The sequence below is a fragment of the Arthrobacter sp. TJ-58 genome (assembly GCF_058269295.1).
The window spans coordinates 43,385-59,464 of the sequence record NZ_JBZCNM010000002.1 but is presented as its reverse complement, the minus strand read 5'-3'; the positions used below and the strand labels follow the sequence as shown (position 1 = coordinate 59,464).

19 protein-coding genes are annotated in these 16,080 nt (G+C 65.1%); 13 read left to right on the top strand and 6 right to left on the bottom strand.

Annotation, left to right across the window (positions count from 1 at the left end):
- Positions 1 to 2 precede the first annotated feature (2 nt).
- From AC4D2W_RS06440 to AC4D2W_RS06430, 3 genes are all read left to right on the top strand, one after another.
- The gene (locus AC4D2W_RS06440; RefSeq protein WP_490926098.1) at positions 3 to 515 is read left to right on the top strand and encodes a DinB family protein; all 513 of its coding nucleotides are present in this window, start codon (positions 3 to 5) and stop codon (positions 513 to 515) included.
- Between the two features lie 165 nt (positions 516 to 680).
- Positions 681 to 1,268, top strand: a complete 588-nt coding sequence (locus AC4D2W_RS06435) for an HdeD family acid-resistance protein (RefSeq protein ID WP_490926097.1) — start codon at positions 681 to 683, stop codon at positions 1,266 to 1,268.
- A gap of 150 nt (positions 1,269 to 1,418) precedes the next feature.
- On the top strand, positions 1,419 to 2,699 hold the full coding sequence (locus tag AC4D2W_RS06430) for an ammonium transporter (RefSeq protein ID WP_490926096.1): 1,281 nt from the start codon (positions 1,419 to 1,421) through the stop codon (positions 2,697 to 2,699).
- Positions 2,700 to 2,719: 20 nt separating this feature from the next.
- Here the strand turns inward: AC4D2W_RS06430 and AC4D2W_RS06425 are convergent, their stop codons facing one another.
- Positions 2,720 to 4,546, bottom strand: coding sequence for a thiamine pyrophosphate-requiring protein (locus AC4D2W_RS06425; protein ID WP_490926095.1), 1,827 nt, complete (start codon positions 4,544 to 4,546; stop codon positions 2,720 to 2,722).
- Positions 4,547 to 4,714: 168 nt separating this feature from the next.
- Between AC4D2W_RS06425 and AC4D2W_RS06420 the strand changes: the two genes are divergently transcribed.
- The 5 genes from AC4D2W_RS06420 (at position 4,715) to AC4D2W_RS06400 (ending at position 8,358) form a co-directional block, all read left to right on the top strand.
- Positions 4,715 to 5,251 carry a dihydrofolate reductase family protein gene (locus AC4D2W_RS06420; RefSeq protein WP_490926094.1) on the top strand — a complete coding sequence of 179 codons (537 nt, stop codon included), beginning with the start codon at positions 4,715 to 4,717 and terminating at the stop codon, positions 5,249 to 5,251.
- A gap of 138 nt (positions 5,252 to 5,389) precedes the next feature.
- Positions 5,390 to 6,205 carry an alpha/beta fold hydrolase gene (locus tag AC4D2W_RS06415; RefSeq protein WP_490926093.1) on the top strand — a complete coding sequence of 272 codons (816 nt, stop codon included), beginning with the start codon at positions 5,390 to 5,392 and terminating at the stop codon, positions 6,203 to 6,205.
- A gap of 8 nt (positions 6,206 to 6,213) precedes the next feature.
- Positions 6,214 to 6,777, top strand: coding sequence for a PAS domain-containing protein (locus AC4D2W_RS06410; protein ID WP_490926092.1), 564 nt, complete (start codon positions 6,214 to 6,216; stop codon positions 6,775 to 6,777).
- A gap of 261 nt (positions 6,778 to 7,038) precedes the next feature.
- Entirely contained in the window at positions 7,039 to 7,800 is a 762-nt protein-coding gene (locus AC4D2W_RS06405) for a sensor histidine kinase (RefSeq protein ID WP_490926090.1), read from the top strand.
- Between the two features lie 87 nt (positions 7,801 to 7,887).
- Positions 7,888 to 8,358: a GtrA family protein gene (locus tag AC4D2W_RS06400; RefSeq protein WP_490926089.1), complete on the top strand. Its 471-nt coding sequence runs from the start codon at positions 7,888 to 7,890 to the stop codon at positions 8,356 to 8,358.
- A gap of 112 nt (positions 8,359 to 8,470) precedes the next feature.
- On the opposite strand, the gene AC4D2W_RS06395 is transcribed toward AC4D2W_RS06400, so the two are convergent.
- The 4 genes from AC4D2W_RS06395 to AC4D2W_RS06380 form a co-directional block, all read right to left on the bottom strand.
- Positions 8,471 to 9,853, bottom strand: coding sequence for an NAD-dependent succinate-semialdehyde dehydrogenase (locus AC4D2W_RS06395; RefSeq protein WP_490926088.1), 1,383 nt, complete (start codon positions 9,851 to 9,853; stop codon positions 8,471 to 8,473).
- A 53-nt stretch (positions 9,854 to 9,906) separates the two neighbouring features.
- Entirely contained in the window at positions 9,907 to 10,713 is an 807-nt protein-coding gene (locus tag AC4D2W_RS06390; protein ID WP_490926087.1) for a trimeric intracellular cation channel family protein, read from the bottom strand.
- A gap of 95 nt (positions 10,714 to 10,808) precedes the next feature.
- The gene (locus tag AC4D2W_RS06385; RefSeq protein WP_490926086.1) at positions 10,809 to 11,249 is read right to left on the bottom strand and encodes an SRPBCC family protein; all 441 of its coding nucleotides are present in this window, start codon (positions 11,247 to 11,249) and stop codon (positions 10,809 to 10,811) included.
- A 47-nt stretch (positions 11,250 to 11,296) separates the two neighbouring features.
- Positions 11,297 to 11,998, bottom strand: a complete 702-nt coding sequence (locus AC4D2W_RS06380; RefSeq protein ID WP_490926085.1) for an NUDIX hydrolase — start codon at positions 11,996 to 11,998, stop codon at positions 11,297 to 11,299.
- A gap of 146 nt (positions 11,999 to 12,144) precedes the next feature.
- Here AC4D2W_RS06380 and AC4D2W_RS06375 point away from each other — a divergent pair, with 146 nt between their 5' ends.
- Positions 12,145 to 12,774 (top strand): GyrI-like domain-containing protein, encoded by a 630-nt coding sequence (locus AC4D2W_RS06375; RefSeq protein WP_490926084.1) that lies wholly within the window; start codon positions 12,145 to 12,147, stop codon positions 12,772 to 12,774.
- 81 nt (positions 12,775 to 12,855) lie between these two features.
- On the top strand, positions 12,856 to 13,440 hold the full coding sequence (gene yczE / locus AC4D2W_RS06370) for a membrane protein YczE (protein ID WP_490926083.1): 585 nt from the start codon (positions 12,856 to 12,858) through the stop codon (positions 13,438 to 13,440).
- A 20-nt stretch (positions 13,441 to 13,460) separates the two neighbouring features.
- Here yczE and AC4D2W_RS06365 read toward each other — a convergent pair whose 3' ends face one another.
- On the bottom strand, positions 13,461 to 14,009 hold the full coding sequence (locus AC4D2W_RS06365; RefSeq protein WP_490926082.1) for a dihydrofolate reductase family protein: 549 nt from the start codon (positions 14,007 to 14,009) through the stop codon (positions 13,461 to 13,463).
- 128 nt (positions 14,010 to 14,137) lie between these two features.
- Here AC4D2W_RS06365 and AC4D2W_RS06360 point away from each other — a divergent pair, with 128 nt between their 5' ends.
- From AC4D2W_RS06360 to AC4D2W_RS06350, 3 genes are all read left to right on the top strand, one after another.
- Positions 14,138 to 14,473 (top strand): hypothetical protein, encoded by a 336-nt coding sequence (locus tag AC4D2W_RS06360; RefSeq protein ID WP_490926081.1) that lies wholly within the window; start codon positions 14,138 to 14,140, stop codon positions 14,471 to 14,473.
- 62 nt (positions 14,474 to 14,535) lie between these two features.
- Positions 14,536 to 15,195 (top strand): alpha/beta hydrolase family protein, encoded by a 660-nt coding sequence (locus AC4D2W_RS06355; RefSeq protein ID WP_490926080.1) that lies wholly within the window; start codon positions 14,536 to 14,538, stop codon positions 15,193 to 15,195.
- 74 nt (positions 15,196 to 15,269) lie between these two features.
- Positions 15,270 to 16,073, top strand: a complete 804-nt coding sequence (locus AC4D2W_RS06350; protein WP_490926079.1) for a hypothetical protein — start codon at positions 15,270 to 15,272, stop codon at positions 16,071 to 16,073.
- The last annotated feature ends 7 nt before the right edge of the window (positions 16,074 to 16,080 follow it).

The window sequence follows — 16,080 nt, the reverse complement described above, 5'->3', positions numbered from 1 at the left end:
CGATGACCAATGACACCGCAGTGGATTCCCGCACAGAACCGCCCGAGGCCGCCGGCGAAGCTCAGACGCTGACCGCTTTCCTGGACTACTTGCGCGCCACAGTGGTGATGAAGGCCTCCGGACTCAGCGATGCCGACGCCGCCAAGCGGCTGCTTCCCTCGCTCACCACCGTGTCGGGGCTGATCCGGCACCTGACCGACGTGGAGCGTTTTTGGTTTCGGAACCGGATGGACGGTCAGCAGGACGTTCAGGCCCGCTGGACGGCCGAGGATCCCGACGCCGAGTTCCGCGTGGCTGACGGAGAGAGCCTGGCGGAGATCGTGGCGGATTATGAGGCTGCCTGCCGGGAATCCCGCGGGGTGCTGGAACAGTACGGCTTGGAAGACCGCTGCCGCGGAGGCGACGGCACGCAGAACGTACGCTGGGTCCTCGTGCACATGATCGAGGAGACCGGCAGGCACTGCGGGCACCTGGACATCCTGCGCGAGCTGCTGGACGGGACCACCGGAGACTGAGCCGGATCCGCTGCCCGCACTGCCCGCACCGGACCCGGACACCGCCGTCTGCCCGTTCCAAGGCCGCCGGGGGGAGCCTGCCCTAGAGATCGAAGCACCCGCGGCCGGATAATTTCTTCAGCTGCGGTTCCGCTGATCCGACTCTGTGGGAGGTTCCAAATGTCCATGTCAGGAAGCACTTTTGGGTTGGGCGGGTTGAACCTGGACGTCAGTGAACTCACCCACAAGGTGGTCCGGGGCATCCGCGGGGGGATGGTTCTCACCGGCGTCCTCTCGGTGGTCCTGGGCGCACTTGTACTGTTTTGGCCCGAAGCCACCCTGGACGTGATTGCCGTCCTGTTTGGCCTCTATTTCCTTGTGTCCGGCGCGGTGCGCGTCGTGACCGGGCTCGTTACTCCGCTGCTCGGCGGCCTGCGGGTGCTCAACATCCTCGTCGGCCTTCTGCTCTTCATCGCCGGGGTGGCGGCCATCCGCAATCCGCTCGCTTCCCTGACCGTTCTGGCCCTCTTCATTGGAATCGCCTGGATTGTGGAGGGCATCATGTCCCTGACCGAGGTGGAGAGCGGCGGATCACGCTGGTATGCCATCGCCTATGGAATTATCAGCATCATTGCCGGCGTGGTGGTGTTGTTTTTGCCGGTTAGTTCCCTTGCCGCCCTTGTTGTTTTTGGCGGCGTTGCCCTGGTGGTGCTGGGCGTTGTGGAAGTGGTGCGGGCCTTTTCCTTCGGCCGCGGCCTGCCGCGTGCCTATTAGGAAACCTCCAGCAAGCTTCCAGCAGCTGTTAACACAGGCATAACCTGCCGGGAAACCTGGATGTAATACGGGGCGCCCACTCTGGGAAGGGTACGGTTTCCAACCGCCGCTTCCGGCCCGTTGGCCGGCCACCCCGAATGGAGCATCTCCATGGACTCTGGAAACACCGCCTGGCTGCTGGCCAGCGCCGCGCTGGTCTGTCTCATGATCCCCGGCATCGCCTTCTTCTATGGAGGAATGGTGGGCTCGCGCCGCATCCTCAACATGATGCTGATGTGCTTTGGCAGCGCGAGCCTCGTCGCAGTGCTGTGGGTGCTTTACGGGTACTCCGCAGCCTTCGGCAACTCTCTGTCCGGAGCAGGTCTGCTGGGCAATCCCCTTGAATTCGCTGGGCTGTCCCAGCTGTTGGCCGAGGACCCGGAAAACTCGATCCCGCTGGCATTGTTCGCGGCCTTCCAGCTAATGTTCGCCTGCGTTACCACGGCGCTGGTGGCCGGGGCAGCCGCCGGACGCATGAAATTCGGTGCGTGGATGCTGTTCGCCGGCCTCTGGGCCACGCTGGTGTACTTTCCGGTGGCCCACTGGGTTTTCGCCTTCAGCAGCGAGGACGGCTCCGTGACGGGCGGCTGGATTGCCAACCGGCTGGGGGCGATCGACTTCGCCGGCGGCACGGCTGTGCACATGAATGCCGGCGTGGCCGCCCTGGCACTTGCCCTGGTTCTGGGGCGAAGCCAGGGCTGGCCGCATGCCCAAGGGAAACCGCACAGCCGTCCGCTGGTGCTGCTTGGCGCCGGACTGCTCTGGGTTGGCTGGTACGGATTCAATGCCGGTTCGGCCCTGAGCGCCGGCAACTCCGCCGCCGTCGTTTTCCTGAACACCGCGGTGGCTGCTGCAGCAGGCCTGCTGGGCTGGATGTTGATGGACCGGCTGCGGCTGGGAACCTCGTCTTCCCTGGGTGCCGCTTCCGGACTGGTCTCCGCCCTCGTAGCCATCACTCCGGCGTGCGGCGCCGTCAGCCCGCTGGGCGCACTGGCCATCGGGCTGCTCGCCGGACTTGTCTGTTCGCTGGCCATTGAGTGGAAGTACCGGCTGGGCTACGACGATTCACTCGACGTGGTGGGCGTTCACGCCATCGGCGGCCTGCTGGGCACCCTGCTGATCGGCCTGTTTGCCACCGACGCCGCACCCAACGGTGTCAGCGGACTGTTTTACGGCGGCGGCTTTGAGCTGCTGGGCATCCAGGCGCTGGCCTCGGTGGCTGTTCTCGTCTACTCCTTCGTGGTCACCTGGGTCATTGCCAAGCTGCTGGCAGTCACCATCGGGCTGCGCATTCCGGAAGAGAGCGAACTGCAGGGCATCGACCTGGCCGCCCATGCGGAATCCGCCTACCTGACCGACGAGGAGGCCGTGGAGCTGGGCGCCCGGCCGTAGCGACCGCACCTCCGCCGGGATCAGTCCTCCAGGGACTCTTCCTGGCGGAGGTACACGGAAAGAAGGTCCCGGGCGTGCTGCGTCTGAGGACCTTCCTTTTCCAGTGCTTCCATCATTGACGCTCCCTGCGTCTTTCCGCCCGGGAAGGGCGGCAGCAGCGGCACATCAGGGTCGGAAACCACCTCAATAATGCAGGGCATGTTGGCGTCGAGCGCGGAGTCCCAGGCATCCCCGAGCAGCTCCGGATCCTCCACCCTGATGCCCTTGAATCCCAGCAGTTCCGCGTATCCGGCGTAGTTGAAATCCGGAAGCGCCTGGCTGTCCGCAAAACGGGGTTCCGTTTCCATCTCCCGCTGCTCCCAGGTCACCTCAGCCAGTTCACGGTTATTGAGGACGCACACGATGAAGCGCGGATCCTCCCAGTTCTTCCAGAGCCTGCTGACCGTGACCAGTTCGGTCAGCCCGGCCATCTGCATGGCTCCGTCACCGGAGAGAGCAATGAGCGGCCGGTCCGGATGCGCCAGCTTGGCCGCAATGCCGTAGGGAACCGCGCAGCCCATGCTCGCCAGCGTGCTGGAGAGGTGCGCGGGAACCCCCGCCGGCAGCCTCAGCTGGCGCGCGTACCAGTACACGCTGCTGCCTACGTCCACGGCCACCTGCGCGTCCGCGGGCATCCGCTGGCTCAGCTCGTAAAACGCGCGTTCCGGGTTCACCGGATGAGCGGGCGTGAAAGCCCGTTCGCGGGACAGGCCGTGCCAGGAACGGACGGCGTGTTCGACGGCGTTGCGCCAGCCCGATTCGCCGCGCTCCGTCAGCAGCGGCAGCAGCGCGTCCAAGCTGGCGGCCGCATCACCGGTAACGGCCACCTCCACCGGGTAGCGGTTTCCGATGGCCGCCGAATCGATGTCAATCTGCACGGCCCTGGCGGCCCCGGGCGGCGGGTAGAACTCGGTCCAGGGGTCATTGGAGCCGATGATCAGCAGCGTGTCCGCGTTGGCCAGCGCGAATCCGCTGGCGGAGGTGCCCAGATGGCCCATGACCCCTGCGGCCAGGGGCAGCGATTCATCCGCGTACGGCTTGCCGAGCAGGCTGGTAGTAATTGCAGCACCCAGCTTCTCAGCCAGGGCTGCCACCTGCTCCTGGGCGCCCTTTGCGCCCTGGCCCACCAGCAGCACCACCTTCTGCCCGCTGTTGAGCACATCCGCGGCGGCTTGGACGTCCTCCGGGAGGGGCAGGATGCGGGCCGGCCGCCAAACCGGGGCCGTGGTGAGCACGCCGTGTTCCTGGCCCAGTTCCGGCGCAGGTTCCTGCTGTACGTCATGCGGCAGGATCACCACGGACGGGGTGCGGGTGGCGAGTGCCTCTTTAAAGGCCCGGTCAATAACCAGCGGTGCCTGCTCGGGGCTGGAGACCTGCTGGCGGAAGCCGGAGGCAACGTCCCGAAACAGGTGCATCAGATCCACTTCCTGCATGTAGGCGGATCCAAGGACGCTCAAACTCTGCTGCCCGATGATTGCCACGACGGGAACCGAGTCCATGCGCGCGTCGTAGAGTCCGTTGAGGAGGTGGATGGCGCCAGGGCCCTGGGTGGAAACCACCACCCCCACTTCCCCGGTGTACTTCGCGTGTCCCACGGCCATGAAGGCGGCGTTTTCCTCATGCCGCGCCTGGACAAACTCCGGTCCGCCGGCCCGGCGGAGTGCTCCCATCACCGGATTGATGCCGTCTCCGCTGTATCCGAAGATCCGGCCCACACCCCACGCCTGCAGCCGCTGCACCACCAGGTCCGCCACCAGTTGGGGTTCGCCCTCCGGTGGGTTGCCGTTCACTTCAGTTCCGTCGGCCATTGCATGCCTCCCGTTAATGATCAGTGTGCTTGGTATCCCCCACTCTTCCATCCCCGGTGCGGGAATTGCACGTTTGGGCCGGCCGGAATTCGGCGACTTGGGACTTCCCGGAGGCCTGTGGCTTCGGCGCTGGTGTGCAGGGCCGGACCCGTCGCTATGCTCTGGAACATGGGTAAGGTCATCTACTACGTCGCGTCGTCACTGGATGGCTTTATAGCCGCCGAAGACTCCAATCTGGACTGGCTGCTGGCCTTCGGCTTCGAGCCGTTCCAAAGCCACTATGACCAGTTCCTGGCCACCATAGGTTCGCTGGTCATGGGATCGGCCACGTATGACTCCATACGGAGCCAGGATCCGGATTCCTGGCCTTACGGCACCCTGCCCTGCCAGGTGCTGACCAGCAGACAGCTCGAGGCTCCGCCGGACACCGGTGTGCAGTTCGCTTCGGGGAACATCCGCCGCATCTGTGAAGACGCAGCAGCCGCCGCCGGAGACCGGAATGTCTGGGTTGTGGGCGGCGGCCTCGTGGCAGCCCAGTTTGCGGAGGCCGGACTGCTGGACGAACTGTGGGTCACCTATATGCCGGTGGCGCTGGGCGCCGGCCGCCGGCTGCTGCCCGTCACCACACCGCTGGGTCCCATGCGCCTGGCCGGAACGACGTCGTTCAACGGCGGCGCCGCCGAGCTCCGGTTTTCGGCCACCTGAGTTCGCCCGGACCCCCGCCGGGGCCGGCCCGGCCTGTCGGCTCCATCACTGTAGAGTGTGGTTCGTGCACGCCCGCCGCAGATCCTGGCGCTTGCCTGCATACCCTCCGCCAGTCTCAGGAAAGTTCAAGGTCATCCCATGGGGACAGATATCCGCACCCGCAACAATGTCCGTGTTCTGGGCAATCAGGAGGGGCCGGTCATCATGTTTGCGCACGGCTTCGGCTGTGACCAGGGGATGTGGCAGCGGGTCCTGCCCCGGTTCACCGCGGATTATCGTGTAGTCCTGTTTGACCATGTTGGCGCCGGCAATTCGGACCCCGACGCATATCAGTCAGCCAAGTACTCCTCCCTTGAGGGTTACACTGCCGATGTGCAGGAGATCATGGCCGAATTGGATCTCCAAGACGTCACTTTTGTGGGACACAGCGTCGGCGGCATGATGGGTGTTGCCGCCGCAGCCGCGGACCCCGCCCGGTTTCGCAATCTGGTGTTCCTGGCGTCCTCTCCCAGCTACATGGACTATCCGGAAGACGGCTACGTGGGTGGCACGTCCCAGGAGGACATCCGCGAACTCCTTGCCTCGCTGGACAACAACTACATGGTCTGGGCCGCCGCCATGGCTCCGGTGATCATGGGCAATCCCGGGTCCCCGCGGCTGCACAGCGAACTTGAGGGCAGCTTCTGCCGCATCAACCCCACCGTGGCCCGCGAATTCGCCAAGGTGTCGTTCCTCTCCGACGTCCGCCATCTGCTTAAGGACGTCAGCGTTCCGACGCTGGTCATGCAGTGCACCGATGATTTGCTGGCTCCCGTGCACGTCGGTGAATACACCCGGCGCCATCTTCCCCAAGCCACGCTGTCCGTTCTGAAGGCCACCGGACACCTGCCCCATGTAAGTGCCCCGGAGGAGACAGCAGACACGATCCTCGGATACCTTAGCCTCGCCGCTTAGCCCAGCACATGGATGCCGTCCCCTCCGCCCGCCTGCCGATGGATTATGAGTCGCTTTTTCAGGATGCCCCGGCCGGATATTTGGTGACCGACGAACACGGCATCATCCGTGAAGCGAACCGCACCGTCCTCAGCTGGCTGGGCCTGACCCGCGCGGATCTCGTGGGCGCCAGCTTCCTCAAACTGTTGCCCATCGGTGACCGGATCCTGTACGCGACACATGCTTCGCCGCAGACGGGTGCTGCCGGTGCCTTGGCGGAACTGGCAGTGGACCTGATCGCCGGGGACGGTTCCCGGATTCCGTCCCTGCTTTCCGCCCGGCGTTTTCCCGCCGCTGAACCGGGCCATCCCGCCCTGGATCGAATCATCGTCTTTAACGCCTATGAACGCCGGCTCTATGAACAGGAGCTGGTCAGCACCCTGCGCAAAGCCGAGGAAGCGGATGCTGCACGCGCCAGCGCAGAAGCATCGGTTGCCGCCCAGCAGGAGGTGCTCCGGCACAAAGACGTGGTCCTGCAGGAAAGCCTCACGGAGAGCCGGCGCAAGGAATCCCCCTGCTGGAAACCATCCTGAACACCGTGGAAGTGGGTGTGCTGGTGGTGGACGAAACAGGAAATACCATCCTCAGCAACAGCCGGCAGGATCACAACCGCAGGCGTGCCACACCGCCGGGGCTCATGAAGCCCAAAGAATCCGAGCTGCTGATATTCGGTCCTGACCGCGTGACGCCCATTCCCCCCCGATCTGCGCCCCGTCCGGCGCGCGATCCTGGGCGAGTCCTTTTCCGACCAGCTGGTCTGGCTGGGAACGGGCGACCAGCAGCAGAGCCTGAGCGTGTCAGCCCGTTCCGTCCGGAACCAGGGAGCCTTCAGGGGGTCGGTCATCGCCTTCAGCGACGTCACCGGTCTTGTGGATGCGGTACGGGCGAAGGAGGACTTTGTAGCGAATGTTTCCCATGAGCTGCGCACGCCTTTGACGTCGATTATGGGTTACCTGGATTTGGCGCTGGAGGACGCCGATGAGCTGCCTGCCCACATCAATGCCTCCCTCCAAGTGGCGATGCGCAACTCGGAAAAACTGCTGGCCCTCGTCTCGGACCTGCTGACTGCGGCCACCGGCGACAGCGGTGTGGCCCTGATCCCGGCGGATCTCACGGAACTCATCCAGGCTGCCGTCACTTCAGCGGTTCCCCGGGCAGAAATCAACGGTGTACAGATTGTCACTGACCTCCCCGCCTCATTGGAGGACATTGTGGACCCCCGGCGGATCAGCCAGGTCCTGGACAATCTGCTCTCCAACGCCGTGAAGTACTCGCCCGATGGAGGCCGGGTCATGGTCAGCGCCCGCCGCACCGCAACCACCACGGTCATTGAGGTGGCCGACCCGGGTATTGGAATGACCGAAGCGGAGCAGGCCGAAGTGTTCACAAAATTCTTCCGGTCGGACACGGCCCGCAGGGCCGCCATTCCCGGCGTCGGCCTGGGCCTGGCCATCAGCCGCAAAATCATCGAGGAACACGGCGGCACGATCACCCTGCGCAGCGAAGCCGGCAAGGGAACTGTCTTTACCGTCACACTGCCCTGTGGCGCGGTCTGAGCCGATTTTGTGCCCCGACCCCGGTTGTGAAAATATCACCTTTGAACCCGGCACCCTACCGGGCAGATTCAGCAGGGGAACACCTCAATGGCCAACAATGGCACCTCTTCCGTCCGCAAAGTAATTAGGCGGCTGGGATCCTTCTCCCTCGTCGGCGCGGTGGCATTCGTCGTGGACATCACGATCTTCAACGTGCTGGCTTCGACCGTCCTCGACAGCCACCCGATCACGGCCAAAGTCATCTCGGTCGCCTGCGCGACAACGATTTCCTGGCTCGGCAGCCGGTACCTGACGTTCCGCGCCTCCAGAGGCCGGAGCGTACGCAGCGAAACCCTGCTTTTTGCCCTGACCAACCTGATCGGCCTGCTCCTGGCCACCGGCTGCCTGTACGTGTCCCACTACCTGCTTGGTTTCACCAGCCAGTTTGCTGACAACATTTCCGGCAACGTGGTGGGCGTGGCTGCCGGCAACGTTTTCCGCTATTTCGCCTACCGGTACGTCGTATTCACCACGGCCGAGGAACGCGCGGCGCGGACCGCACTGAAGCAGAACGTGTAAGCGGCGCTTCCTTCCCGCACCTTCCCAACCAGCCAGCCAACGACGACGGCGGCGCACCTCCGCTGGGAGGTGCGCCGCCGTCGTCGTACGTAGTGCTGAAGTACCGGCGGTGTTACTTGCCGGAGCGCGGCGTGCGGATGAGCTTCTTGTTCACGAATTCATCCATGCCGAAGCGGCCCAGCTCGCGGCCCACGCCAGAGCGCTTGACTCCGCCGAAGGGCAGGTCCGGCTGGGTTCCGGAGACACCGTTGATCGAGACCATGCCCGATTCCAGGCGGTCAGCAACGTCCAGGGCCTTGTCCTCGTCAGCGCTGAAGACGGCTCCACCGAGTCCGTACGGCGAGCTGTTCGCCAGGTCCACGGCTTCATCCGTGCTGGAGACCTTGTAGATGACAGCTACCGGGCCGAAGAGTTCCTCAGAGAAGGCGCGCATCTCCTCAGTAACGCCGGTAAGCACGGTGGGCTGAATGTAGGCTCCCGGGCCGTCGATCAGGGCGCCGCCGGTGTTGAGCGTTGCCCCCTTGTCCACGGCATCCCGGATCTGCTCGACCAGGCCGTCAGCGGCGGCCTGCGAGGAGAGCGGGCCGAAGCGCGTGGCCTCATCCATCGGATCGCCGGGCTGGATCTTTTCCATTGCGGCCGTGAATTTCTCCACGAAGTCTTCGTAGATCTCATCCATGACAATGAAACGCTTAGCCGCGTTGCAGGCCTGGCCCGCGTTGCCCATCCGGCCGGCGACGGCGGACTTCACCGTGGCGTCCAGATCCTGGGCGTCGAGCACGATGAACGGGTCGCTGCCGCCCAGTTCCAGCACGTACTTCTTCAGGTTCCGGCCCGCAACCTCAGCAACGGCGGATCCGGCCCGCTCGCTGCCGGTCAGGGACACACCCTGAATCCGGGAGTCGGCGATGATGTCGGCTGCCTGGTCATTGGTGGCGAACAGGTTGATGTAGGTACCCTGCGGCAGTCCTGCATCAGAGAAAATCTGCTCCATCGCCAGTGCAGACTGCGGGCAGTTGTTGGCGTGCTTGAGCAGCACGGTGTTGCCCAGCATCAGGTTGGGGCCGGCGAAGCGGGCCACCTGGTAGTACGGGAAGTTCCACGGCATGATGCCCAGGATCGCGCCGATCGGCTCGGTGCGGACGGTGGCTCCGCCGCCGCCCTTCACGTTCAGCTCCTCATCGGCCATGAAGCCGGGACCCTCGGTGGCGTAGTACTCGTAAATGTTTGCGGACAGCGCCACTTCACCCTTCGCTTCGCGCAGGGGTTTGCCCATTTCGGTGCTGATCAGGGCTGCCAGCTCATCGCTTCGTTCGCGGTACAGCTCAGCCACGCGGGTCAGAACCTTGCTCCGGGCTTCCACCGGCTGGGCTCGCCATGAGGCGAAGGCCGTATGGGCGGTGCTGATTGCTTCGGCAATCTCAGCGTCGGTAGCTTCAGCGAATTCCTTGAGTGTCTCCCCGGTTGCGGGGTTCACGGTCTTGTAAGCGGTCATTGGACCCACGTTACTCACGTGGGCACCAGAGGTCACAGCGGTTCGCTCCCGGCTCAATGTCCCGGCCGGCCGGCGCCGCCGTTCGGCTCCGGCGGTTTCCGACGCCGGGAGCGAGCCAGGGGAAGGCGTCCGAAGCGGGGGCGGGGCCAACCCTGTTCCCTCCTGCGGCTGGTCCCGGAACCGGTATCGACGTCGTCGCCGGTGCTCCTGCGCGTCCGTCGCGGCAGCCGCACGCTCAGCTCACCGGGTCCGGGCAGGCGCCAGCCGCGGCGGCGGGCCACTGTGCAGAGCACTGCAGCGGAGACAATGGCTGCCCCCATGCCCACATTCTGCAGTCCTAGGTTGTAGAGGATCACCATTTCCACGGCCGCAACCAGGGCGCCGGTGGCGTAGAGCGTGTTGCCGCCGAAGATGGCAGGCACCCGTCCCACGACAATGTCGCGGATCATGCCGCCGCCCACCGCGGTGGCCACGCCAATGAGGATGGCCGGCAGCCACTCCAGGTCCACGGCGAGGGCCTTGGACGTTCCCGTGGCTGCCCAGCAGCCCAGGGCAAAGGCATCGATCACAATCAGGAACCGGTTGGCCCACTTGCCCTTCAGCTCTATCAGGTAGGCAATGAAGGCTCCGGCGATGGCGGTCAGCAAATAGGCCGGATCAGCCAGGGCCACCGGCGTTCCCGCCTGCAGCAGGGTATCGCGCAGCACACCGCCGCCCAGGGCCGAGGTGAGCGCCAGCACCACAAAGCCCACCGGGTCCATGCGCAGCTGCCGCGCCACCGCCCCGCCAAGCACGCCGTTGGCCAGCACCCCGGCCAGGTCCACAAACCGAAAGACGGCCTCCGGATCAAAGATATCCACGCCGCTCCCGATGTGTTGTTGCTGCCGTGTTTTCCGGCGTCCATTCTAGCCCGGCGCAGCGCCGCTTCCACGGCGGTGAGGTGTGCGGGGACGGGCTACTTCGCCGAGAAGTGGTCCGCCAGCTTCTCCAGCGTCTGCTCCAGGCTGGCCGGATGCCGGCGCGTCACGCCCATAACCCGATACATGACGCGGTGCCGGAGGTGCCTGGCGTCCCACTGCTCGGTCACCAGAGTGCCGCCGTCCTGCGGTTCCAGAAGGTAGCGCCAGACATGTCCGCCGGCATGGCGCCACGCGATCCGGTGCCCCTCATCAAATTCCGTCACCGTGTTGAGGATCTTGTAGGGAACCCCCATCTTCATGTCCATCCCAAACTTGGCGCCGGGCGTCAGCCGGGCCGGACCGTTGGGCTGGGCATCGCGGACCGTTCCGGACCCGTCAATGACGCTGTGCATGGCGGGCCGGGCCAGCAAATCGAACACGGATTCCGGCGAAGCGGCAACTAGGCGCTCGCGGCTGATCAGGTAGGGGCTGTTCATCCGGTCAGTCTAACTGCACGCGGTTTCGGCAGCGGGGACTCCAGGCGCTACCGGGTCCGCTCGTAGCTCCATCGGTTTTCGTCCATGATGAGACGGTGTCGATGGGAAGGATCCCGGGGAGTTGTCCCCTCTCCGAGCGGTGCTGCCGGATCCGCGTTGTCCGGATACTCAGCGTCGCCGTGCCACACCATGGCCGGCGGCACGTGCCCGGGCAGCTGCCGCGTGGCGTAGGTTTCCGGTGCGGCAGCGCAGGCGCGAACGAGTGCCTGTTCAACGGTGTCTGCTCCCAGCAGTCCGTGCAGAGTCACCCAGGTGGGCGGAAAGAGGCTCATGGTTCCTGCCCGGTGCCGTTCCAAGGCCTCATCCGGGGCGAGCCAGATGGAGTCGACGTGTTCGTCGGGGCTGAGCAGAACAGCGCCGTCCGGTGCCGGAGCCAGGAAGAACCAGGTCCTGTAGCGGCGGGGTGCTTCAGGCGGCGGAACCCAGCAGGACAGCCGCCGGAGTTCGGGCAATTTCAGCTGCAACCCGGTTTCCTCCGCAGTCTCGCGCACCCCGGCCTGCCGCGCGGCGGCGAGTTCGACGTCGTCGTCCGCGGACTGGCCGTAGTCACCCGGGTCCACCACGCCGCCGGGAAAGACCCATGCCCCGGCGAAGGACCCCCGGTTGCGGGGCCGCTCCAGCAGCAGTACCTGCAGTCCCTCGGGGGCGTCGCGAAGCAACACCACGGTGGCGGCTGTGCCGTGAAACATGGACGGGTTCCGTTCGTCGGGGACTTGATGGCAGCTACAGGGAAATGGCGGGTTCCCTGCATGGATGCTAGCCGTTTCTGCGCTGACGGTAGCCCGGGGTGCCCGCCGGACCTACCCTGATTACCGGCGGAAAGGCGGAACACGGGATGGAAAAGTTTGACTTCAAGAAGGCCTACCCCGAGCTTTACGCGCCAAAACGGGGCGACTTTTCGCTGGTGGACGTTCCAGCCCTGCAGTATCTCGCCTACGACGGCCACGGGGACCCGAACACCTCAGCCGAGTATGCGGGCGCCCTGGGATGCTTGTACCCCACGGCGTACGCGGTCAAGTTTGCGTCGAAACAGGATCTGGAACGGGACTTCACAGTGGCTCCCCTGGAGGGGCAGTGGCGTGCCGCCGACATGGAAGCGTTCACCCGCGGCGACAAAAATTCCTGGGACTGGACCATGCTGGTTGCCCAGCCGCCCTGGATTACGCAGGATCTGGTCCTCGCCGCCATCGATGCCGTCCGCAAAAAGAAGAACCCGCCGGGCCTGGACAAGGTCCGTCTGCGCACTCTGACCGAAGGCACCTCGGTCCAGATTTTGTACTTCGGCTCCTACGACGCCGAGGGCCCGGTTCTGCAGCGTCTGCACCGCCAGTGGATGCCGGCGCACGGGCTCACATTCAACGGGGACCACCACGAGATTTACCTGAGCGATCCGCGGCGGACCGCCCCCGAAAAGCTCAGGACGGTGCTGCGGCAACCGGTCCGGCCGCTCGGTCCCTCCGACTGAGCCCAGGGCGAGCCGCTGACATCTTTGCGGCGAAGCAGAACACAGCTTGAAGTACAGCGGCGAACCGGCTTGTCTTAGGCCATGACTTGGATCAACCTTCGCCGCGCCGTCCAGCTGCTGTTCGGCCTCTTTTGCTACGGCTTCGCGATCGGCATGATGATCCAGGCGCATCTGGGCGTGTCTCCGTGGGATGTCCTGGGGCAGGGTGCCGCCGGGCAGGCGGGCATATCATTCGGCGTGGCCAGCATCCTGATCGGAGCACTGGTGCTGCTGTTGTGGATTCCGCTCCGGCAAAAGCCGGGTATCGGCACCGTCCTCAACGTCCTGCTGGTGGGCCCCAGCGCCGAAGTCTGTCTGGCCCTGATGCCCGCACCGGGGCCGCTTTGGGGGCAGGTGCTGGTTTTCACCGGCGGACTGGTGCTGCTGGCTGCGGCCACGGGCCTCTATATCGGTGCCCGAATGGGCCCGGGGCCGCGTGACGGGCTGATGACAGGCATGCACAGCCGGTTTGGCTGGCCCGTCTGGGCGGTGCGCACGGGCATTGAGGTGACAGTCCTTGCCCTCGGCTGGGCGCTCGGCGGCACCGTGGGACTCGGAACGGTGGCCTTCGCCCTGCTCGTGGGTCCGCTGGTCAACCGCGCCCTGCCGCTCTTTTACATTCCGTAAATCCCGCCGGCCGCCAAACGTTACGCCCGCGGCGCGTAGGTCAGGATGGCGTTGCCCGAGGCCGTGATCTGTGAATCCAGCAGTTTCAGCCGGGTCCGCGGGTCACCCGGCTGAAACAGGCGCTGCCCGTCTCCGGCCACCACCGGATGCACCATCAGGGTCAGGGAATCCAGCAATCCGGCAAAAAGAAGCTGCCGGACCAGGGAAATACTGCCGTTCACGGCGATGTCTCCGCCGTCTCGCTCTTTGAGCCGGCGGACAAACTCTTCCAATTCTCCGTCCATGAGCCGCGCATTGTTCCAGCCGAGGTCCGCATCGGAGAGCGTCCGGGACGCGACAATCTTCTCGACCGGATTGATGAACTCACCGAATCCGTCCTCCGTGTTTCCCGGCCAATAATCTGCCCACTGCTGGTACGTAACCCGGCCGAGCAGCACCGTGTCCTGCGTGGCCAGAACTGATTCCATCAGCGGTCCCATGTCCTCGTCAAAGTGGTCAAACTGCCACTCCCCCGGGTTCTCCACTACGCCGTCAATCGAGCTGAACAGTGCTGCCGTTACCTTGCGCATTGCGGGCCTCCTTCCGCTGCCGGTGTCCTCGTCCTGCTCCCAAACCGCTCTTTCCAGCGGACTCTATCGGGTTCATCGGATGAGGCATACGATGGCCGTGCGATTCACCTTCCGCAGGAGGAATGGCCATGGCCGAAGGAACATCTTCTGGAACGCAGGGTCCTCCTGCGAATTACGGCAATGTGCCGGTAATTATCTCCGCTGTCATGGCGGTGGTGGCCGGCGTGGCAGTGGCTGTCTTTTCCACCGGAGGAACCGAACGCGAGTTCCGGTGGGAACTGGGCGTTGCGGCCGCCTGCGCCACCTTCATTGTTTCGCTGCTGATTTTCCTCGTCCTGATCCTCACCGCCGCACCCAACCCCGAGGAGCTGGGCAAGGGCACCGGGGTCAAGCGCAGCTTTGGCTCGCTTCCGGACGCGTCCGACGGCGGCAGCGACCTCCGTGCCGATGGTCCCGAACGCTAGGCTGAGGGGTTCGGCCCGTATGGGGGTCCGGCTTCTTTCCCGCCGCCGGTAAATTGGAACACATGCCTGTCTTGCGCGAGGAGTTCCATCTCCCTGTCGGTGACCTCGAGGTTTCCGCCGCGTTTGCCGCACCCGATGACCCAACGGCCGCCGTCGTCGTCGCGCACGGGGCGGGAGCGGGGATGGACCATCCGTTCCTGACCGGCTTCACCGATGCACTGAACGCCGGCGGCGTGGCGACGCTGCGCTTCAACTTTCCGTATCGGGAGGCCGGCAAGAAATTTCCCGACCGGCCGCCGCTGGCGATCGATTCCTGGCGTTCCGCCATGGAGGCGGCGGCGTCCCGAACAGCGGGCCTGCCGCTGTGGAGCTGCGGCAAGTCTTTTGGCGGACGCATGGCCTCCATGGCAGCGGCGGAGGGCATGACGACGGCGGGACTCATCTTTCTGGGCTATCCCCTGCATCCGCCGGGCAAACCGGAGAAAATGCGGGACGAGCATCTGTACGGCCTGACCCTGCCCATGCTGTTTCTGCAGGGCACCCGTGATCCGTTTGCGCTTCCCGGGGAGCTTGAGCCGGTGGCGGAACGGATTGGACCCAATGCCCGGGTGGAGCGGGTCGAGGGTGCAAACCACATGTTCGAGGTGCGCGGAAACAAGCGGTCGCCGGATGTTGTGGGGGCCGGTCTGGCGGATCGGGTGCTGAACTATTTGAAGCACTAGGACCGGCGACCGGTCAGCGTGAGGTGAGTCGCAACCCCTGTGCCTGCACGCCCGAGGTTCGGTAAGCTGGCGCCATGCTGAAGAGAGTGGCAAAAAGAGTCGCGGTAGCAGCACTTATCGTTGCGGCCTTGGCCGCAGGCCTGGTCGCCGTATTGGGTTACGGCGCCCTCCAGCTTGTCCAGGCTGCCGTATATGGTGACGACGGCGACCCCTCGATCTGGTCCTTCTTCGCCGCCTTTTTCACCCCGTCGCTGTGCATCGGCGCGGCGGTGCTCCTGGGCATGGGTGTGCGCTCCTCCCGGCGCCGTGCCCGGGCCGCACAAAACCGGCGGACCGACGCCGCTGCGCAGGCCGAGTCCTGGCGTCGGCTGTACCTGCGTAGGGATGAGCTGCTCGTACAGTGGTCGCGTTATGAGACGGACGTTGCCCTGATGATCGATTACCCGGTGATGACCGATTACACGGATCCGGTGATCCGGGACGTCGTTGTTGCCATGCAGGGAATCCGGGCCGCCGAGGCCGAGGCTCTGGATTTGGACCGGGGACCGGCCGAGCGTTCCAAGCTCTTCTCCGCTGTAAACCGGTTTGAGGTCGCCTTCCTGACAGCGGAACGGTATGCCCGGCGCCGCGGCCAGTCCGATCTGACGGCGGCCGAACGCAGTAAGCTCGCCACCGCCCGGCAGGCCCTGAACATCATTCTTGATGACTCGGCGCCGCGGTCCGAAGTGGACGCGGCCTACCGCAGCCTGCGCGGTTCGCTGCGCGGCATCATTGATTTGCCGGACCGTGCCATCGCCGATCTGGAAGCCCACACCAGGCAGGTCCTTACCGGGCCGCTGCATGGTGCGACGGCGGCTTCAGCCCGACGAGCTGCCTGACGGCCGT